The 19,326-nt window shown below is 72.6% G+C and carries 15 protein-coding genes and 1 riboswitch; of the genes, 4 read left to right on the top strand and 11 right to left on the bottom strand.

Annotated features, from left to right (window positions below; genetic code table 11):
* Positions 1-13: 13 nt before the first annotated feature.
* Positions 14-691 (bottom strand): BON domain-containing protein, encoded by a 678-nt coding sequence (locus V1634_RS09585; RefSeq protein WP_331207405.1) that lies wholly within the window; start codon positions 689-691, stop codon positions 14-16.
* A gap of 239 nt (positions 692-930) precedes the next feature.
* Here V1634_RS09585 and V1634_RS09590 point away from each other — a divergent pair, with 239 nt between their 5' ends.
* Together V1634_RS09590 and V1634_RS09595 are read left to right on the top strand one after the other, a co-directional pair.
* Positions 931-3,087 carry a hypothetical protein gene (locus tag V1634_RS09590; RefSeq protein ID WP_331207406.1) on the top strand — a complete coding sequence of 719 codons (2,157 nt, stop codon included), beginning with the start codon at positions 931-933 and terminating at the stop codon, positions 3,085-3,087.
* 289 nt (positions 3,088-3,376) lie between these two features.
* Entirely contained in the window at positions 3,377-6,118 is a 2,742-nt protein-coding gene (locus V1634_RS09595) for a cellulose binding domain-containing protein (protein WP_331207407.1), read from the top strand.
* Between the two features lie 94 nt (positions 6,119-6,212).
* Here the strand turns inward: V1634_RS09595 and V1634_RS09600 are convergent, their stop codons facing one another.
* A complete protein-coding gene (locus V1634_RS09600) occupies positions 6,213-6,650 on the bottom strand; it encodes a hypothetical protein (RefSeq protein WP_331207408.1) in 438 nt (145 codons plus the stop codon).
* 130 nt (positions 6,651-6,780) lie between these two features.
* On the bottom strand, positions 6,781-6,924 hold the full coding sequence (locus V1634_RS09605) for a hypothetical protein (RefSeq protein WP_331207409.1): 144 nt from the start codon (positions 6,922-6,924) through the stop codon (positions 6,781-6,783).
* A 436-nt stretch (positions 6,925-7,360) separates the two neighbouring features.
* Here V1634_RS09605 and V1634_RS09610 point away from each other — a divergent pair, with 436 nt between their 5' ends.
* Positions 7,361-7,732: an STAS domain-containing protein gene (locus V1634_RS09610; RefSeq protein WP_331207410.1), complete on the top strand. Its 372-nt coding sequence runs from the start codon at positions 7,361-7,363 to the stop codon at positions 7,730-7,732.
* Between the two features lie 53 nt (positions 7,733-7,785).
* Here V1634_RS09610 and surE read toward each other — a convergent pair whose 3' ends face one another.
* The 5 genes from surE to V1634_RS09635 form a co-directional block, all read right to left on the bottom strand.
* Complete coding sequence (gene surE / locus V1634_RS09615) at positions 7,786-8,613, bottom strand: 5'/3'-nucleotidase SurE (RefSeq protein ID WP_331207411.1); 828 nt, start codon at positions 8,611-8,613, stop codon at positions 7,786-7,788.
* Positions 8,614-8,635: 22 nt separating this feature from the next.
* Entirely contained in the window at positions 8,636-9,613 is a 978-nt protein-coding gene (locus V1634_RS09620; protein WP_331207412.1) for a 1-phosphofructokinase family hexose kinase, read from the bottom strand.
* A gap of 28 nt (positions 9,614-9,641) precedes the next feature.
* Positions 9,642-10,145 carry a hypothetical protein gene (locus V1634_RS09625; RefSeq protein WP_331207413.1) on the bottom strand — a complete coding sequence of 168 codons (504 nt, stop codon included), beginning with the start codon at positions 10,143-10,145 and terminating at the stop codon, positions 9,642-9,644.
* 117 nt (positions 10,146-10,262) lie between these two features.
* Entirely contained in the window at positions 10,263-12,089 is a 1,827-nt protein-coding gene (locus V1634_RS09630; protein ID WP_331207414.1) for a carbohydrate-binding module family 20 domain-containing protein, read from the bottom strand.
* Positions 12,090-12,327: 238 nt separating this feature from the next.
* Positions 12,328-12,660 carry a YnfA family protein gene (locus V1634_RS09635; protein ID WP_331207415.1) on the bottom strand — a complete coding sequence of 111 codons (333 nt, stop codon included), beginning with the start codon at positions 12,658-12,660 and terminating at the stop codon, positions 12,328-12,330.
* A gap of 211 nt (positions 12,661-12,871) precedes the next feature.
* Here V1634_RS09635 and V1634_RS09640 point away from each other — a divergent pair, with 211 nt between their 5' ends.
* Positions 12,872-14,116 carry a cellulose-binding domain-containing protein gene (locus V1634_RS09640; protein ID WP_331207416.1) on the top strand — a complete coding sequence of 415 codons (1,245 nt, stop codon included), beginning with the start codon at positions 12,872-12,874 and terminating at the stop codon, positions 14,114-14,116.
* A gap of 74 nt (positions 14,117-14,190) precedes the next feature.
* Here V1634_RS09640 and V1634_RS09645 read toward each other — a convergent pair whose 3' ends face one another.
* The 3 genes from V1634_RS09645 to V1634_RS09655 form a co-directional block, all read right to left on the bottom strand.
* On the bottom strand, positions 14,191-15,195 hold the full coding sequence (locus tag V1634_RS09645; protein ID WP_331207417.1) for a coiled-coil domain-containing protein: 1,005 nt from the start codon (positions 15,193-15,195) through the stop codon (positions 14,191-14,193).
* Positions 15,196-15,300: 105 nt separating this feature from the next.
* Positions 15,301-15,428: riboswitch (cyclic di-AMP (ydaO/yuaA leader) on the bottom strand.
* Positions 15,429-15,675: 247 nt separating this feature from the next.
* On the bottom strand, positions 15,676-16,590 hold the full coding sequence (locus V1634_RS09650; RefSeq protein ID WP_331207418.1) for a cation diffusion facilitator family transporter: 915 nt from the start codon (positions 16,588-16,590) through the stop codon (positions 15,676-15,678).
* 83 nt (positions 16,591-16,673) lie between these two features.
* Positions 16,674-19,214 (bottom strand): ABC transporter permease, encoded by a 2,541-nt coding sequence (locus V1634_RS09655; protein WP_331207419.1) that lies wholly within the window; start codon positions 19,212-19,214, stop codon positions 16,674-16,676.
* Positions 19,215-19,326: the final 112 nt, after the last annotated feature.

Genomic DNA, 19,326 nt, shown 5'->3' on the forward strand with positions numbered 1-19,326 from the left:
CAGCCCCGGTGCCTCACAGCCGTACCGTGAGGTGGTTGTCGACGTGCGTCACGCCCGGCGCCGACCAGGCGACCCGTTCGGCCTCCTCGCGTTCGAGCCAGGACCGGACGGCGCCGGTCAGCACCACCGAGTCGCCCTCGATCCGGATGTCGATCCCCGCAGCGTCGGTCTCCACGCTGCGTAGCAGGGCACTCCTGATCCGCCCGAAGATCTCGTCCGGCTCCGGTTGCTCGTGCGGCCGCACCGAGATCCCGTTGGTGAGGCCGCGAACTCCGGCGAGCCGGCGTACCGCCTGTTCGGCGGCGCGTCGCTGGTATTCCCACTCGACCTCGCCGCGCAGTACGACCCAGCCGCTGGAGACGGTCACGTCGATCTCCGAGGTGGGGACGAAGGCGTCCCAGTCCAGGGCCCGGGTGACCGCGGCGGCGATCTCGGGGTCGTCGCGCTCGGCCGAGGAGGGCAGGCGTACCTCGAGGTCGTTGGCGACCGCCCGGACCCGGTGCACGCGGTGCGCGGCCCGTTCCGCCGCCCACTTCTTGGCGTAGTTGTCGACCCAGCCGCGCAGGGTCACCACGCCCTCCTGCACCGCGACGCCGATCTCGTTCGGCTGCACCCGGGGCTCCCAGGCCAGCTCCGCCAGGATGTCGCGCTGGATATCCTCGTCGCTGCGGCTCGGCACGCGGCTGGCCATTCTCGCTCCTCCGACGGTCGAGTGCGGCGGTCGGGTCGACCGGTAGGCTGCGCCTTCCGGTCACGTCCGCGACCGACTCTGGCTCACCGTCGGGTGAGCGTCCCTCACCCGGTGGGGATGAGCCGGGTCGCCGGGCGTGACAGCCCCGGTCGGGATCAGGGATCATCAATGCCGATGTGCTCCGGGAAGTGCCGGTGTGCTGCGGGGGACAGGGCCCCGGGCCGGAAGGAATGGGCAGGATGACGATCGAGCGGCAGACGGCGCCGGCCGGACCCGACGACCGGGCCGGGAAGATACCCGACGCCCGGGCGGCCGGGGACGGCTCCGCCGGGCGGGCGGCCGGGGAGCCGCCGGACGACCGGGCGGGACCGCCGGAGGCCGGCGCCGCGCCCGGCGGCCCGGCTCGGGTGCCCCGGCCTCCCTTCCTGGTACGGCTGGTCAGCCACGAGTGGACGCTGGCCGTGCTCGGCGGGCTGCTGCTGGCCGTGGTGCTGACCTGGCCGACCCTGCGCCACCTCACCAGCACGATTCCGCAGGACATCGGCGACCCGACCCTCCAGGCGTGGCAGATCGCCTGGGGCGGCCACGTGCTGCTGCACGACCCGACCCAGTTGTGGCACTCCAACACCTTCTACCCGGAGCCCTACACCTACGCCTACTCGGACACCCTGCTCGGCTACGCCCCCGCCGGCATGATCGGCGAGGGTCCGGTGGCCGGCGTGGTCCGCTACAACATCCTCTACGTGCTGGTGCACGCGCTCGCCTTCGTCGGGGCGTACGCGCTGGTCCGGCAGCTCGGCGCGGGCCGGATCGGCGCGGCGGCGGCCGGGGTCGCCTTCGGGTACGCCCCCTGGAAGCTGGCTCAGGCCGGGCACCTGCACGTGCTCTCCATCGGCGGCATCGCGCTGGCGTGCGCGATGCTGGCGCGCGGGCACGGCTGGTCGCTGCGGTACGGCTACCGGCCGGAGCGGCGCCGTCCCGGCTGGGCCTTCGCCGGCTGGCTGGTGGCGGCCTGGCAGATGACCCTGGGCTTCGGCATCGGGCTGCCGTTCGGCTACGTGCTGGCGCTGGTCTGCCTGGCCGCTGCGGCCGGTTATGCCTGGTCGTGGTGGCGGCGCCGGTCCCGTCCGCCGTTCGGCCGACGGCTGCTCCTGGCCGACCTGGCCGGCGGTGCGGTGTTCAGCGGGGTCAGCATCTTCATGGCGCTGCCCTACCTGGAGGTGGTGGCCCGGCATCCGGCCGGCCGGCGGACGCTGGCACACGTGGAGATGTTCTCGCCGCCGTGGCGGGGCTTCCTGACCGCGCCGCCGGAGAACTGGCTCTGGGGCGAGCGGCACGCCGTCGCCCGGGAGAGTCTCAGCTTCGCCGGGGAGATGACCCTGCTGCCCGGGGTCGTGCTGATCGGGCTGGCCTTCGCCGGGCTCTTCTTCTCGGCCTGGCGGCTGCGGCACCGGGTGATGCTCGCGGTCGGCGTGCTGGTCAGCGTCGGGCTGGCCAGCGGCACCACCCTCGGCGGCGACGGCGATCCCGGGTACGCGACCCTGGTGCTGCACGCGCCCGGCTTCGACGCGATCCGGACCTCCGGCCGGCTGGTGCTCTGGACGACCCTGCTGCTCGGCATCCTGGCCGCCGGTACGCTCACCGCGCTGACCCAGCTCGGCACGGAACCGTCCGCCGACCGGTCGCCGGATGGCGACCCCGTCGACGCGACGCGGCCGGGCGCCGACACCGCCTCGTCGGTCCCGGCCACCGCCTCGTCGGGCGCCGACGCCAGCCCGTCGGCCGGCGGCGCCGAGTCCGGGCAACCCGGTCCGGACCGGGACGCGGACCAGGTTCCGCCGGAGCCGGGGGAGCGGGCCGGAGCGCCGCTGCCGGTGCTGCGCAGGGCCGCCTACCAGCCGCCGCCCGGCACCGAGGAGCCGGACCGACGGGTACCCGGCCGGCGCGCCGCCGGATTCCGCAGGGCGCTGGTCCGGCTGGTCGCGCTGGTCCCGCTCGCGCTGATCGTCCTGGAGGGGGTCAACACCACCCCGCACGCACCGGTGATCCCGCAGCCGGCCGCGTTGCGCGGGGTCGAGGGTCCGCTGCTGGTACTGCCGAGCAGCGGCACCCTGGAGTTCAGCGTGATGCTCTGGTCCACCGACGGCTTCCCGAAGATCGTGAACGGGCTCGCCGCCTTCACCCCGGAGTCGCAGGCGCAGACCCTCGGCATCACGGCCGGCTTCCCCGACCGGTTCAGCGTCGACCACCTGCGGCAACTCGGGGTGCGTACCGTCGTCGTGCTGCCGGAGTACCTGGCCGGGACGCCGTGGCAGGAGGTGCTGAACCGGCCGGTCGACGGATTGGGTGTCACCCGCGAGGAGGTCTCCGGCTCGGTGGTGTTCCGGCTCGGCTGAACCGGTCCAGCCGGGGCGGTTAGTTTGGCCCCCCAACTATTGACAGCGTGGACAGCCCTGTGTGAACGTCTGCACGACGCCGTTCCGGGAGCCAGGACGACGCCACGGGAGCAGGGGCAGCTCCCGGCTCGATCCTTCCGTCCGTGCGCGCGGTCGGCGCGACCGCACCGGTGGCGGTGCGTTCCCGGCAACCACCCGGACCGCCCGCCGCGCCGACGCTTCGTCCGGCCCGGGGGTGACCCTCGGGCACGCCGAACCAGCGCAAGCTCTTTGACACAGGGAGCCGTACATGCGTAGAAGTCTCGCCCACGCGCTCGCGGCCGTACTGGCCGCCGGCGCGGTGGCCGTGGTGGCCCAGGTCGCCGTCAGCCCCGCCTCGGCACCGGCCTCGGCCGCGGCGGCGGAGCCGTACTCGTGGAGGAACGTCCGGATCGACGGCGGCGGCTTCGTCCCCGGCATCGTCTTCAACCCCACCGAGCGGAACCTGATCTATGCCCGCACCGACATCGGCGGCGCCTACCGCTGGGAGCAGTCCAGCCAGAGCTGGACCCCGCTGCTGGACTGGGTCGGCTGGGACCGCTGGGGCTGGAACGGCGTGCTCAGCATCGCCACCGACCCGGTGCAGACCAACCGGGTCTACGCGGCCGTCGGGATGTACACCAACGACTGGGACCCGAACAACGGGGCGATCCTGCGCTCCACCGACAAGGGCAACACCTGGCAGGCGTACCAGTTGCCGTTCAAGGTGGGCGGCAACATGCCGGGCCGGGGCCAGGGCGAGCGACTCGCCGTCGACCCGAACCGGAACAGCGTCGTCTACTACGGCGCCGAGGGCGGCAACGGGCTCTGGCGCAGCACCGACTACGGCGTCACCTGGGCGAAGGTGGGCAACTTTCCGAACCCCGGCAACTACGCCCAGGACCCGAACGACCCGAACAACTACCTGAACGGCAACCAGGGTGTGACCTGGGTCAGCTTCGACAAATCCACCGGTAGCGCCGGCACCACCACCCAGACCATCTACGTCGGGGTCGCGGACAAGGAGAACCCGGTCTACCGGAGCACCAACGGCGGTACGAGCTGGGAGCGGATCGCCGGGCAGCCCACCGGCTACCTGGCGCACAAGGGCGTCGTCGACCCGGCCGGCGGCTTCCTCTACATCGCCACCAGCGACACCGGCGGCCCGTACGACGGGGCAAAGGGCGACGTCTGGAAGTTCAACCGGGCCACCGGGGCATGGACGCAGATCAGCCCGGTGCCGTCGAGCAGCGCGGACGCGTACTACGGCTACAGCGGGTTGACCATCGACCGGCAGAACCCGAACACCATCATGGTGGCGACGCAGATCTCCTGGTGGCCGGACGCGATCTTCTTCCGGAGTACGGACGGCGGCGCGACCTGGACCCGGATCTGGGACTTCGGGGCGTACCCGAACCGGACCAAGCGCTACACCATGGACATCAGCTCGGTGCCGTGGCTGACCTTCGGCGCCAACCCGACCCCGCCGGAGGAGACTCCGAAGCTGGGTTGGATGAACGAGTCCGTCGAGATCGACCCGTTCGACGGCAACCGGCTGATGTACGGCACCGGTGCGACGATCTACGGCACCACCAACCTGCGCAACTGGGACAGCGGCGGTACGGTCACCATCCGGCCGATGGTCCGGGGCCTGGAGGAGACCGCCGTCCTCGACCTGGTCAGCCCGCCGTCGGGTGCCCCGCTGGTCAGCGGGCTCGGCGACATCGGCGGCTTCCGGCACACCAGCCTGGACGCCGTACCGGCGACGATGTTCACCCAACCGGTCTTCACCAGCACCACCAGCCTGGACTTCGCCGAGTTGAACCCGGGCGTCATGGTCCGGGCCGGAAACTTCACCGACGCCGACCGGCCGAACGACAGCCACGTCGCCTTCTCCACCGACGGCGGAGCGAACTGGTTCCAGGCGCAGGAGCCGGGCGGGATCAACAGCGGCGGCACGGTCGCGGCCGCCGCCGACGGCAGCCGGTTCGTCTGGGCGCCCGGCGACGCCGGGCAACAGGTGGTCTACTCCGTCGGGTACGGCAACTCGTGGAGCCAGTCCAGCGGCATCCCGGCGAACGCGACCGTCGAGGCCGACCGGGTCAACCCGAACAAGTTCTACGGCTACTCGGCCGGCCGGTTCTACCTCAGCACGAACGGCGGGCAGAGCTTCACCGCCACCGCCGCGACCGGGCTGCCGAGCACCGGGGCGAAGTTCAAGGCGGTGGCCGGGGCCGAGGGGCACGTCTGGCTGGCCGGCGAGACCGGGATCTTCCGGTCCACCGACTCCGGAGCCAGTTTCACGAAGCTGCCGAACGTGGGCAGCGCGGTCAACGTCGGCTTCGGCCGGGCGGCGCCGGGGCAGACGTACCCGGCGGTCTTCGCGGTCGCCACCGTCGACGGCGTGCGCGGGGTGTACCGGTCGGACGACGCCGGTGGCGCCTGGGTGCGGATCAACGACGACCAGCACCAGTACGGCAACATGGGCGAGGCGCTGACCGGTGACCCGAGGGTCTACGGCCGGGTCTACCTCGGCACCAACGGTCGGGGCATCCTGGTCGCGGACCGGCTCGGCGGCCCCACCAACCCGCCGACGGCGACTCCGACCACCCGCCCGCCGACGGCCACCCCGACGACCCGTCCACCGACGGCCACCCCGACCACCCGCCCGCCGACGGCGACTCCGACCGGTACGCCGCCGCCGAGCGGCGCGTGTACGGCCGCCTACCGGGTGACCGGCTCGTGGCAGGGCGGCTTCCAGGCCGAGGTGACCGTGCAGAACACCGGGACGTCGGCGATGACCGGCTGGACGGTGGGCTGGAGCTTCGCGAACGGGCAGACGATCAGCCAGGTCTGGGGCGGTTCGCACACCCAGAGCGGTTCGTCGGTTTCGGTGCGGAACGTCTCGTACAACGGCAACCTGGCACCGAACGCCGCCACGACGTTCGGCTTCCTCGGCACCTGGACCGGCGCGAACGCCGTACCGGCGTCGCTGAGCTGCGCGCGGAGCTGAACAGGATCGTGAACGTCCGACGGGCCCGGCGCGTTCCCGCGTCGGGCCCCGGAGTCCGGGTACCCGCCCGACCGGCCGGGCGGGTACCCGGAGATCAGGCGGTGTCGACCCGGACCGGTGAGTGGGCCCGGTCGACCGGCTTGGCCCGGTCGACGTCGACGAACTCCACGCCGTCGTGGGCGGGCAGCTCCCGCTCGGCCCGGGCCAGCGCGGCCCGGGAAGCGGTGGAGGCGGCCCAGGCCACGGCGGCGCCGACCAGGCCCGCCCCGATCAACCATCCCCAGGGCAGTCCCGGGCGGCGGCCGGCGAGGGCGTCGTAGGCCCGGCCGGCCCGCACCCGGGCCTCGTCGGTCACGGCGCCCATCCGGTCTCCGGCGTGGCTGGTGAGGTGGGAGCCGGTCCGCCGTGCCGAGCGGGCGGTGTACTTCATCGAGTCACCGGCCGAGTTGACCGCGCTGGTCAGGTGTTCCCACGCCTGGTCGGCGATCCGCTCGGGCTTGCTCTGATGTTTCAGCAGGTTGGTTCCGAGCATCGTGCTACCTCCTCGGTTGCCGAACGCAGCGGCCACTTCGGACAGAGGCATCTGTTCGGCGCGGTTTGCGGGTTGCTACTGGAGGAGGTGCCCAGGTGTCTTTCCTGGCAAACCCGGGATCGTCAGCTTCTCAACGGAGCAGGACGACCGGCGCACGCCGGGCGAAATCGTCGTCGTCACCGTCGTCGTCATCGCCTCCGCCGCCGAATCCGCAGGCGAGTACCAGAGCCAGCAGCGCACCGATTCCAGCGAGTCCGATCAGCTTTCTCAGCATCAGGTGTCCCTTCCCGAGCCCGGATCGCCCGCCCGACGACGGCCGATGCGCTCATGCTAGGTGCTCGGTGGTACCGCCGCCCCGTTCGTCGACACCGCCCCCGCCGGCTCCAGTAGCCCCGGTGGTGCCCTGCTGTCGCATAGGCGACAGGGATTCGGGTACGGAGACGGCTGCGGCCGGGCGAGGTACGACACAGGGCACCGGTGGCCCGCCCCGACCTGCGGGACGGCTACGCTGAGGGCGTGACGGTGGAGGTGCGGAAGCGGACGGTGCAGGAAAATTTAGCGTAGTTTGCCCCGTTACCAGCGTGGTTTGTCGGCTCGTTGAATAGATTGCCCGTCCGGAAGGGTGGCGATCGGGGCCGTGAGAGGAATACTCTCGGTCGCGGCCCGCGTACTGATTAGGCGCCCGGACATGGGCGAGTGGAGGTGCTCGCGTGAGCCTGTCGATCGTCAAGTCGGTCCTGCCTGGCGGAGTTGTGGAGATCGCCCCTCGGGGAGAAATCGACGTCGATACGGCGTACGAGGTTCGTGAGGCGATCGCCGGGGTTCTGACCAAGGGGCGACCGTCCAGGATCGAGCTCAACATGCGACTGGTCAGCTTCATCGACTCCGTCGGCATCAGCGCCATGGTCGCCGGCTTCCAGACCGCGGAGGTCAGCGGCGTCAAGCTCGTGGTCACCGAACCGAGCCGGTTCGTCCACCGGCAGCTCTGGGTCACCGGGCTCCTCGGCCTGTTCGGCGCGCCGGAGCCGTACTTCGCGGGCGCCGCGGCCGCCGCCGAGGAGGCGAAGGTCCCCGGCGTCTGATCGTCCCCCGACCGCGCCTGATCGTCGCGGCCCGGGAACACCCTCATCCGCCCCTACCGTGGATCCTCCAGTCCGGACAGGTCCACATCGGACGCCTCGGTGACCGCCCGGATCGCCGTCACCGAGGCGTAACCCTCGGCAAGCCAGGCCACGTCGGTGCCCGGCTCGACCTGCTGGCCGGACTCCTCCAGGGCGGTACGCACGAAACCCCTGCCGGCTTCGGCCACCGTCATCTGTACCTGCCCGAACCCGGCCAGGGTGCCCCGACGGATCCCGCGCAGCCGCTCGTACGGCAGGTCCGGGGAGTTCACGTTCAGCACGCTGTGCACGGGTCCCGCGGTCAACCGGGGCAGCAGATCCAGCGCCACCCGGGCCGCGGTCGCCCAGTGTCGCCGCTCGTCCCGGTGCGGGCGGGGCACCGCCACCGCCGCACCGCCACTTCCGGTGCTCGCCTCGTGCACGGAGAGTACGTCGAGCGAGACCGCCATCCCGTGGCAGCCGTTGGCGGCGGCGGTGAACGCCGCGCCGACGGTGCCGGAGTGCAGCACCGCACGACCGGCGTTGGCGCCCCGGTTGATCCCGGAGAGCACCACCGTGGGCGCCGGACCGAACGCCTCGTGCAGGGCGATCAGCGTGATCAGCGCCGGTGAGCCGGCCACCCCGTACGCCGCAACGCCGGGCAGCTCCTCGATCGGGTGCTCCTCGACGACCACCCGGCCGTCCCGCTCCACGGCACTCATCGCGGCACTCGCGCCGCTGGCCTCCTCGCTCGGGGCGGCCACCACCACGTCCAGTCCCCGCTCCACCGCCGTACGTGCCAACCAGCGCAGCCCGGGAGCCGCGATGCCGTCGTCGTTGGTGACCAGTACCCGAATCGTCATGCCGTGACCTGTACCCGGATCGTCACGACTTCGTCGTCCGGTGCGCCAACTCCTCCGGGGTCAGCCGATCCTGCTGGTCCACCCGCATCGGCGCCAGGGTCACCCGGTCGACCAGGCCGGCGATCGCGTCCGGCCGGCCGGTGCCGAGGCCGTGTCGGGTGACGTTGAGGGCACCCGCCGCCGCTCCGGTCCGGATCGCGAGTCGGAGGTCGTCGCCCCGGGCCAGTACCGCGGCCACCCCGGCGGTCATCGAGTCGCCGGCACCGCGCGGGTCCGCCACCTCCAGTCGAGGCATGTCGAGCTGGGCCACCTCGCCGTCGATCAGCACCAGGGCCGGCTCCTCGGCCCGGCTGACCACCACCGACTCGGCCCCCTGCGCGTGCAGCGCCTGGATCACCCGGATCAGCTCCGCCTCGCTGTCGTCGCTGGCCAGGCCGTCCCGGAGCAGCTCCTCGTGGCTGACCTTGAGTACCGAGACGCCGCTCTCCAGTACCGCCGCCAGGTGTGCGCCGGAGAGATCGGCGACCACCCGGCTGCCGTTGTGGCCGAGGTCGGCGGCGAGCCGGCGGTAGATCTCCGGCGCGACCAGCGAGGGGTGGCCGGGACCGCTGAGGATGCTGACCTCGGCGCTCAGGCCCTCGCTGAGGGCGAGGTTGTACAGCTCGTCCAGCTCGTGCCGGGCGAGCGGGTGGCCCGGCACCGAGGCGATCTCCTGGCGGTTGCCGTCCCGCCGGTCGTGCACGTAGCCGCCGCTGCTGGACTCCCGGTGGATCACCCGGAGGTCGACCCCCTCGCCGGCGAGCAGTGGTTCCAGGACCTGCCCGATCTCGCCGCCGAGCCCCGCGCAGAGCACCACGTGCACGCCCAGACACTTGATCATCCGAGCCTGCCACACTCCCTGCCCGCCGGGATGCAGATGGATCTCGGTCTCGTCGGCGGGCTGGTCGATGGTGACCGTCAACTGGGGATCCGGGGCAAAGACCATGACATGTCCGCTCATGCCCGTTAGATACCCTCTTAGCCGCTATTTATGCAGCTCGCCGACCAGCCCGCGACAGGGTGCCGAGCGACGCCGGCCGGCGGATCCGGCCCCACGGCTTGTAGGTGGAGAGCACCGTGGCGATCACCAGCAGGGTGCTGGAGACGATCGGCGCTGCCAGCAGTCCCTGCCGGGCGTCCGGCGGGGTCGCCGCGCCGAGTTCGGCGGCCTGGAGGTTCGGCAGCAGGGCGAAGAGCACCGCGCCGAGCATCACGGTGGTGATCACCAGCTTTACCAGTACCCACCGGTGCCTGACCAGGCCCCAGGGGGTGAGCAGCGCGCCGGCGACTCCGACCAGCCAGGCGAGCACGCTCAGCGGTACGAAGACGGTCTGGCCGACCAGGGCCATCGCCGGATAGACGACGTCGGCGTCGGCGCCACCCGCTCCGGCCGCGCCGAGGGTCAGCAGCACCAGGTCGACCCCCAGCCAGCCGACCGCGGTGACCACGTGCAGGGTGAGCAGGGCTTTTCGCCAGGGCGGAGAGAGCTTCATGGCACTGATGCTGCCGGCGGAACGCCGTCCGGACGTCGTGCCGGTGTGGACCGGCCGGATACGCAGCTCGACGTACGGCCGGCACCCCGCCGAACCGACACGTCGGTCCGGCGAGGGTCAACGCCAGGTGTCGGTCCAGGTCGCGGTGCAGGGGGCGGCGGACGGGGTACCCCGGGACCGGTTCGGGTCGCTCTCCCAGACCACCTGGCCGCCGTTGCGCTTGACGTACTTGTACTGCACCGCCGTGCCGGCGGGCAGGTTGACCGTGCCCCGCCAGACCGGATAGCCGGCCGAGGAGAGCGGCACGGCGTTCGCCGGGTCCCAGTTGCCCAGCGCCGGGACGTTGCCGGTGACGAAGACGTTCTCGCCCCAGACCGTGGTCGCGGTGACCGCGAAGGTGGCGGCGACGGCCGGGCAGGAGCCGGCCGTCGGGGTCGGGCCGGGACCGCCGCCCGAGGTCCGCGCGTTCACGTGCAGCGCCAGGACGCCGGACGCCGGTACGGTCGCGGTGACCCGGCCGGCGCTGTCGACCTGGTACGTCGTACCGGTGCAGGAGCCGCCGGTGAAGTCCCCGGCCATCACGTCGCAGTAGCTGCCGGCCGGCAGGCTGGTCTGGAAGGTACGCGTCAACGGGCCGCTGTCGCGGTTGAAGGCGACGTAGCCGGCGCTGCCCCGGCCGAAGGCGATCTGGTTGCCGCCGTTGCTCCACCAGTTGGTGACCCCGGCCCCGGCGGCGGCGTTGCGCAACCCGACCATGTTCGCGGTGCTCCGCCAGCGGTGCTCACAGGCCCAGCCGCCGTTCGCGCAGTCCACCGGGCTGGTGGTGCCGTTGCCGTTCCTCGGCGGTCCCGCCTCCGGATCGGTGAAGGTGAAGCTCGACATCACCTGCGGAACGCCGTACGGCCAGGCGATCATGAACGCCTCGGCCAGCGCGTACGCCGAGCCGTTCCGGTAGGTCAGCCGGGCCCGGCCGTTGCGCTGGGTGTCGTGGTTGTCGACGAACGCCACCGCGTCGGCGGAGCCGAGCCGCATCGACGAGGCGAGGTTGGCGAGGTTGGCCAGGTTGCCGTCCCGGAACGCGTTGCCGACCACGTCCCCGTAGCGGAACTCGGTGACGTCGCCGATCCCGGCGTACTCCTCCGGGGTGGGCTCGCCGGAACCGCCCTCGATCACCTCGCTGAAGACGTACGGGTCGCCGGCCACCGGGTCGACGATCGCGGCCAGGTCGGCGGCGGGCAGGTGCTTGGCCGCGTCCACCCGGAAACCGTCGACGCCGAGCGAGACCAGGTCGTTCAGGTACCCGGTCAGCCTGCCCCGGACATAGGAGGACTCGGTACGCAGGTCGGAGAGGTCGACCAGCTCGCAGTTCTGGATCTCCCACCGGTCGGCCCAGTTGGCGATGTCGTCGTTGCCGTTGCGCCCGCAGTGGTGGAAGTCGCCGCTGCCGTACGGCACCGCCGGATAGTCGTAGTGGCCGTAGGTCGAGCCGCCGCTGCCCGCCCCGGTCGAGGCACCGCCGGCCATGTGGTTGACGATCGCGTCCACATAGATCTTCACTCCGGCGTCGTGGCAGGTCCGTACCATCGCGGCGAAGGCGGCCCGGTCGCCGCGCCGGGTGGTCAACCGGTAGCTGACCGGCTGGTAGTCCTGCCACCACGGGTAACCCCGACCGGGCAGGACGACGTGCTCCTGCGGTGGCGACACCTGCACTCCGCCGAAGCCCTTCGGGCCGAGCACGGTGGTGCACTCGTTGGCGATCGAGGCCCACGGCCACTGGAACAGGTGCACGATCACGTCCTTGGCGCCCGGGCTGGCCGGGCTGGCGGTGGCCCGCTCGGCCCGCCGGTCGGCGAGGCCCGCCGCCAGCGCGGCGGCGAGCACCCCGGTCAGGACGAGGGCGGCGCCTCTTCGGACGGCGGCGGTCGGAAGTCGTCGGGTACGCATCGGAACCTCCCGTGCGCGAGGAGAGCGGGGACGCGGGCCTGCAAGTTCTTGCAAATGTTGCCGGGAAGCTATCACCGGATTCCGAAGCCGTAAAGCACGGTCGAGGATGGATATCTGAGGGGATTTGCCAGATTTAATTCAGATTTGGTTTGCAGAGATCGCCGCCCTTCGACGGAGGTTCGGAACCGTCGTCGCAGGTCCGGTGGGAGTGGCTCCTCGTCCGTTCCTTGCACAACTTTCATCCGCGCGGGGCGTACATGATGACGGCGACGCCGACCAGGCAGATGGCGGCGCCGGCCAGGTCGTAGCGGTCCGGACGGAACCGGTCGACCAGTACGGCCCAGCCGAGCGAGCCGGCCACGAAGACACCGCCGTACGCGGCGAGTACCCGGCCGAAGTGCGGATCGGGCTGGAACGCCGCGACGAAGCCGTACCCGGCCAGCGCCAGCATGCCGGCGGCGACGAAGAGCAGGCCCCGGTTCTCGCGTACGCCCTGCCAGACCAGCCAGGCGCCGCCGATCTCGGCGACGGCGGCGAGCAGGAACAGCAGCAGCGAGCGGGCGATCGTCATCCCGTCATTCTCGCTGGCCGGCGGCCGGCTCGGTTGCTTGCATCGATGGCTGTCTCTAAGCTTGGTCGGCGCCATCACGCGACCGGTACGGGCTGGCCGGTGTCGTGCTTGGACAGGTGATCTCGGGAGTCGGTCACTCGTTGTCGTAACAGCACTGCCGGCACGCGCCCAGGGGCGGCGACGGGCCGGCAGTCGTCCGAGAGGAACTCCCATGCGGATCTCCGCACCGTACCGTCGCGTCTCCCTGGCCCTGGCCACGGTGACCGCGATCGCCGCGAGCAGCGTCGCCGTACTCGGCACCGGATTGACGCCGACCGCGCAGGCCGCCGCCGGCTGCCTGGTCGACTACACGGCCAACCAGTGGACCGGAGGCTTCACCGCCGCCATCCGGGTGACCGCCGGGGACACCCCGGTCAACGGGTGGACCGTGACCTGGACCTACGGTGGTGACCAGCGGATCACCAGCAGTTGGAACGCCGAGGTCAGCCAGTCCGGCGCGACCGTCACCGCCCGGAACGTGGCCTGGAACGGGTCGCTGCCGGCCGGCGGCTCCGCCGAATTCGGCGTCCAGGGCAGCTATTCCGCCAGCTCGGCGGCACCGACCGGATTCACCCTGAACGGCGAAGCGTGCAACGGCGCCGAACCGACCACTCCACCCAGCACGGCGCCGCCGACGACCAGGCCGCCGACAACTCCGCCAACCAGCGTCCCGCCGACGGTGACGCCGCCGCCGACCGTACCGCCGACCACCCCGCCGCCGAGCGGCGGCTGCGGCGGCGCGGTGCTCTGCGACGGTTTCGAGAACCAGACCGGCACCGCGCCCTCCGGCGACTGGGCCGTCAGCTACCCGGACTGCTCGGGCAGCGGCACCGCCAGTATCGACACCTCGGTCGCACACCAGGGCACCCGGTCGGTACGCATCAACGGTGCCGTCGGCTACTGCAACCACGTCTTCGTCAGCTCCACCCGGAACCTGGGTAGCGTCGGGGCGGTGCGCTACGCCCGGCTCTGGGTCCGGCACACCACCGCGCTGCCGACCTCGCACGTGACCTTCCTGGCCATGCGGGACGCGGCCGACGGCAACCGTGACCTGCGGATGGGCGGGCAGAACCGGGCGCTGCAATGGAACCGCGCCTCCGACGACGCCACCCTGCCGGAGCAGAGCCCGAACGGCGTCGCGCTCAGCGCGCCGCTGCCGGTCAACCAGTGGACCTGCCTGGAGTTCATGGTGGACGGCGCGCAGGGTCGGCTCTCCACCTGGGTCAACGGGACCGCGGTGACCGGGCTGACCGCCGACGGTACGCCGACGCACGACGTCGACGGGCAGTGGTACAACCGGGCGAACTGGCGGCCCAACCTGACCGACCTGCGGCTGGGCTGGGAGAGCTACGGCGAGGGCGCGGACACGCTCTGGTTCGACGACGTGGCGCTCGGCTCGACCCGGATCGGCTGCTGAAAGCGAGAACCGCCGGCACTGCCCAGGGGTGGCGGGCGGTGCCGGCGGTTCACGATGGTGCGCGGCGCGGTGGATCAGTTCATCGACAGGTGCACGTGGTTGGTGTGGTCGCTGGACGGGTCACCGTTGCCCCCGTTGTACGTCTTCCAACCGCTGCTCGGCAGCCAGATCTGCTTGAACCAGATCACGTACAGCACACCCAGTCGATCGGCGTTGCGCACGAAGTACGCCGCCAGGTTGTTGCCGTACGTCCGGTCGCCGCCGGTCGCCACTCCGCCGAACCCGTTCTTCTGGGCGGCGAAGTCGCACGCCTGACCCTTCGGGTGCTCGCCGCTGCCGCCGCTGCGGAAGCAGGAGACGAACCGGGTGAAGCCGGCCGCCTGGGCCTGCTTCAGCGCGTGCAGGGTGCGCGCGGTGATGCAGCCGCTGGTGGTCGGGTCGTCGAGACTGCACGACTCGTCGGGGAAGGAGCCGTCGGCGTTACGGGGTGCCGGTCGTGCCGACCCGCCCCCGCTGCCGCTGACTCCCGATCCGGCGCCGCCGCTGTTGTTCGCCGCCGCGAGCGCCCGTTCGGCCTGCTTCTTGCGGGTCTCCATCACCTCGACCTGCTTGCGCTGCTCGCCGATCTCCTTGTCGAGCGCCGCCTTGGCCTGGGTCTCCTTGTCCAGGCTCTCCCGCAACCCGCGCAGCTCCCGGCTCTCGTTCGCCGAGATCGTGTCGAGTGCGGCGGCCCGGTCCACCAGGCTGGTCGGAGATCCGCTGTTGAGCAGCGCGGAGACCTGCCCGAGCCGACCGGTCCGGTATGCCATGCCGGCCATCTCGGAGACCCGTTCGCTCCGGGTCGTCACCTCGGTACGCAGCGTGGCGAGCTGCCGGGTCAGTTCCTTCTGCCGCTTGACGGAGTTGTCCAGCTTGGTCTTGGCGGCCAGATAGCCCTTGCTGGCGGCCTGGAGCTGCTCGCGCAGGCTGTCCGTGCCTCCGTCGATGTCGTCGCCGCCGGGTGCCGCGGCCAGCGCCCCGGGGGTCGCGTACTCCGGTGCCGCTTGCGCGGGTGCGCCGCCGAGTGCCGCGAGGACCATGCCCAGGGCGACGGCCGCGGTGGTCGCGGCCTTCCGGTGCGGTCTCGTGGCACTCCGCGCGGACGCCGGAGCCTGTCGGGTGGGTGCCAGGAACGGCATATGACAATGTCCTTCCGTCAGCCGCCGACCGGGTTAGCTGACGGGTTCGGGACGGAAGATCCCTACCGCTGGCGCGGATACACCCCTGGTACGTGGTTCCCCGGCTCGCGCGTGCGATTAGGCGACGGTCCCCGCAGGCGCCGGAGGGCGCCGCCCGGCGGAGACCGGAGCCGAGCTTACCGGCAGTCGCCGTCCGGGGATACGTGGCGTTGCCGGAGTTAGATTCGCGATTTTCCTAGTTGGGCGGATGTATCCGGACAAAAATGTTCAGCGCTACCCGGAAACTTAAGATGCCGCTAACTATCGGTGAGTCTCGACGGCCGGCGGACGCCGGAGGCGAAGGTCTCGGGCTGACCATGCGTGACGCGACGTCGCTACCGGTCACCAGTCGGTGGGGCCGCAGCCCCCCGGTGCGGTGTTCGGCTCGACCTGGAGCGTGGCGTGCGAGATGTGGAAGTCCTCGCGCAGCGCCGACCGGGCCGCGGCGAGTACGGTACCGACCTCCGCGTCGCGCTCCAGCCTCAGGTGCGCCGAGGCCACCTCCATCCCGGAGGTGAGGGTCCAGACGTGCAGGTCGTGTACGTCGCAGACGCCCGGCACCCCGGCCAGCCGGGTGCGTACGGCCGCCACGTCGAGGTGCTCGGGCGCGGCCTGCACCAGGATCCGTACGGCGCTGCGGCCGAGCCGCCAGGTGCGGGGCAGGATGAACAGCCCGACCGCCAGCGCCACGATCGGATCGGCCCAGCGCCAGCCGGTGACGATGATCACCACGGCGGCGACGATCACCCCCACCGAGTTGAGCAGGTCCCCGAGCACCTCCAGATAGGCGCCGCGCAGGTTGATGCTCTCCCGCGCCCCGGCCCGGAGCAGGCCGAAGGCGGCGGCGTTGGCCAGCAGGCCGAGGGTGGCCACCACCAGCATCGGGCCGGCCGCCACCCGGGGCGGGTCGTCGAACCGGCGTACCGCCTCGACCAGCACGTAGAGCGCCACCCCGAACAGCAGTACCGCGTTGGCCAGCGCCGCCAGCACCTCGAGGCGGTAGAGGCCGAAGGTCCGCTGCGGGTCACCGACCGCCCGCCGGGCCGCCGTGATCGCGGCCAGCGCCATCCCGATCCCGAGCACGTCGGTGAACATGTGCCCGGCGTCGGAGAGCAGCGCCAGCGAGCCGGTGACCAGCGCGCCGACCGTCTCGACCACCATCAGGACGGCGAGCAGCCCGAAGGCCGCCCAGAGCCGTCCCCGGTGCCGCTCCGCCGCCCAGGTCAACCGCCCCCCGTGGTCGTGCCCGGCCCCCAACGCCCCTCCTTCCGCCCCGGTCGCCCCCGCTGTCGATACTGCCGGCCGGTGACGTCGTCGCAGCCGGAAAACGACCGGACCGGCTATCCCTCGTCGCCGAGGGTGGCCGCGATCGGCGCCCGGGCGGCCCGCCGGGCCGGCGGGAGGCTGGCCAGCACCGCCGCCGAGGCGGCCAGCGCGGCGCAGAGGGCGAGCTGCCCGACGGGTACGGCCGGCAGCCCGTGCCCGTACCCGCTGATCAACCCCAGCGCGGCCGTCCAGCCGAGGCCGAGCCCGAGGGCGGTTCCGGACAGTGCCCCGACCGCGCCGGCCAGGGCCGCCTCGGTCAGCAGCATGGTGGCCAACTGCCGGCGGGACAGGCCCAGCGCCCGGATCGTCGCCGACTCGCGGCGGCGTTCGACGACCGAGAGCGCGAGCGTGTTGCCGATGCCCAGCACGGCGATCAACACCGACATGCCGAGCAGGGCGGCGAAGATCCCCAACAGCTCGTCGAGGGTACGGGCGAGCGCGTCGGCCTGGTCGGCGAGGCCGCGTACCCGGACCGCCGGCTGGTCGGCCAGGGCCGCGTCCAGCGCCTGCCGGCCCGTCGCCGTCGACACCCCCGGGGCGAGGTCGACCAGGAGCCGGTCCGGCTCCCCGGGGCCGTACGCGGCGGTGAACGACGCCCAGGAGACCAGGGCGGCACCGTCGACCGGGGAGTCGTCGTAGACCGCCACCACTGTCAGCGGCCCGGGTGGGCCGAGGCCGAGGGCGATCCGGTCGCCGACCCCGACGCCCCGGTCGGCGGCGAGCTGCCGGCTCACCGCCACCGTCCCCGGTGCCAGCCCGGCCAGGCTGCCGGCGGTCACCTCGGGACGGATCGGCCCGTGCAGCCGTTCCGGCGGTACCGCCCAGATCCGGATTCGCCCGTCCAGCGGCGAGCTGGCCAGGCGCACCTCGGCGACGGTGCCGAACGCCGGATCGGGGCGCAGCCGCTGTGCCAGTCCCGGCGGCAGCGGGCCGCGTACCGCCGCCGGCGAGCCGTCGGTGCGGACCCGGTCCAGCACGAAGTCGACCGGGAAGTTCTCGGACAGCTCGCGTCCGGCCTGCTCCTGGGCGGTCGCCAGCAGCACGCTGAACATCGCCATCAGGGCCACCCCGATGGTCAGCGCGGTGCTGGTCGCCGCCGCCCGCCGGGGATTGCGCCGGGCGTTCGCCACCGCCAGCCGTACCACCGGACCGAAGAGCCGGGCCGGCAGCCAGCCGACCAGCCGGACCGCCCGGGGCACCAGCAGCGGGGCCGCCACCACCGCGCCGAGGAAGGCGACCATGCCGCCGCCGAGCACCAGCGGCAGCCCGGGAAAGGCGAGCGGCAGCCCGACGAGTACGGCCAGCCCGCCGACCCCGGCCAGCCCGAGCGCGACCGCGACCCGGGTACGGCGGCGCCGGCCCCCGCCCGCCTCGACCGCGTCCCGGGACCGGAGCGCGGCCAGCGGCGCCACCCGGCTCGCCTCCACCGCCGGCACCAGCGCGGCCAGCACCGTGACCAGGGTGCCGAAGCCGAGCGCGACCAGCACGGTCGGCCAGCGCACCACCGGGGCGTGCAGCGGGATGTCGGAGGCGACCAGCTCCCGTCCCCGGATCAGCCCGTACCCGACGAGCAGGCTCGCCAGCAGCCCGCCGACCGAGGCGAGCAGGCCGAGGATGCCCGCCTCCAGGAGTACGGCGCCGCGCACCTGTGCCCGGGAGGCGCCGACGCAGCGCAGCAGGCTCACCTCCCGGACCCGCTGCGCGCCGAGCATGGCGAAGGTGTTGTAGATGACGAACGCCGAGACGGTGAGCGAGACCAGGCCGAAGCCGAGCAGTACGGCGAGGAAGCCGTCGACGTACTTCGCCGCCTGCCGGGCGAGCCGGTCCCGCAGATCCGCCCCGGTCAGTGTCCGGGCGCCGGGGCCGACCGCCTCGGCGACCCGGTCCCGTAGCCGGGCCGGGTCGGTGCCGTCGCCGGCCCGGACCACGACCTGGGCGTAGTCGACGGTACCGGTCAGCGTGCCGAGGTCGGCCGAGGTCAGCGCGGCGACGGCGGAGCCGCCGAAGAGCCGGTTCACCCCGAGGTCCAGCACGCCGACCAGACGCAGCCGGTGTGCCGTTCCCGCCCGGTCCAGCACCGTCACCGGCCCGCCGAGGGCGAAACCGGCGCCGGCCACGGTGGCCCGGTCCAGGGCGACCTCGCCGGCGGTGCCCGGCAACCGGCCGGCGGCCACGTCGTACGGGGCCAGCGCGGCGTCACCCGGCACCGAGAGGGCGTACCCGATGTGGTCCTGGCTCGTGATCAGCTTGCCGTTCCGGTCGAGTACGCCCAGCCAGGCGACCACCCGCCCGTCCACCGCCGCCACCCCGTCGACGGCCCCGACCCGGCGTACCGTCTCCGGGGTGAGCAGCCCGTGCTCCGGCTCGACCAGCACGTCCACGTTCCGAGCCGACCGGGCCAGGTCGGTGTAGAACGCCGCCCGGGCGGTGTCGCCGTAGACCAGGGTGCCGGCGAGGAAGCCGACCGCCACCACCACCGCGAACCCGGTCAGCACCACCCGTACGGCGTGCGCGCGCAGCCCGGCCAGGGCGAGCCGGAGCAGCGGACGGTTCATCCGCCGGGACGCGCGACGGAGTGCACCGGTGCGACGAGGCGCATCGGGCCAGTGTCACCGCCGGCCGCCCGCCGAGACGACCGACCTGTCGCCTAACGGACATGCCGCGCCG

Source organism: Plantactinospora veratri (assembly GCF_036421995.1).
In the GTDB taxonomy this organism is placed as follows: Bacteria; Actinomycetota; Actinomycetes; order Mycobacteriales; family Micromonosporaceae; genus Plantactinospora; species Plantactinospora veratri.

Excerpts from the sequence above, each read along its gene's own strand:
- V1634_RS09625 (WP_331207413.1), bottom strand. The coding sequence starts at position 10,145 with ATGAAGCTCTCTCCGCCCTGGCGAAAAGCCCTGCTCACCCTGCACGTG.
- V1634_RS09645 (WP_331207417.1), bottom strand. The coding sequence starts at position 15,195 with ATGGTCCTCGCGGCACTCGGCGGCGCACCCGCGCAAGCGGCACCGGAG.
- V1634_RS09630 (WP_331207414.1), bottom strand. The coding sequence starts at position 12,089 with ATGCGTACCCGACGACTTCCGACCGCCGCCGTCCGAAGAGGCGCCGCC.
- V1634_RS09640 (WP_331207416.1), top strand. The coding sequence starts at position 12,872 with ATGCGGATCTCCGCACCGTACCGTCGCGTCTCCCTGGCCCTGGCCACG.
- V1634_RS09620 (WP_331207412.1), bottom strand. The coding sequence starts at position 9,613 with ATGAGCGGACATGTCATGGTCTTTGCCCCGGATCCCCAGTTGACGGTC.
- V1634_RS09595 (WP_331207407.1), top strand. The coding sequence starts at position 3,377 with ATGCGTAGAAGTCTCGCCCACGCGCTCGCGGCCGTACTGGCCGCCGGC.
- V1634_RS09605 (WP_331207409.1), bottom strand. The coding sequence starts at position 6,924 with ATGCTGAGAAAGCTGATCGGACTCGCTGGAATCGGTGCGCTGCTGGCT.
- V1634_RS09590 (WP_331207406.1), top strand. The coding sequence starts at position 931 with ATGACGATCGAGCGGCAGACGGCGCCGGCCGGACCCGACGACCGGGCC.
- surE (WP_331207411.1), bottom strand. The coding sequence starts at position 8,613 with ATGACGATTCGGGTACTGGTCACCAACGACGACGGCATCGCGGCTCCC.
- V1634_RS09600 (WP_331207408.1), bottom strand. The coding sequence starts at position 6,650 with ATGCTCGGAACCAACCTGCTGAAACATCAGAGCAAGCCCGAGCGGATC.
- V1634_RS09635 (WP_331207415.1), bottom strand. The coding sequence starts at position 12,660 with ATGACGATCGCCCGCTCGCTGCTGCTGTTCCTGCTCGCCGCCGTCGCC.
- V1634_RS09585 (WP_331207405.1), bottom strand. The coding sequence starts at position 691 with ATGGCCAGCCGCGTGCCGAGCCGCAGCGACGAGGATATCCAGCGCGAC.
- V1634_RS09655 (WP_331207419.1), bottom strand. The coding sequence starts at position 19,214 with ATGAACCGTCCGCTGCTCCGGCTCGCCCTGGCCGGGCTGCGCGCGCAC.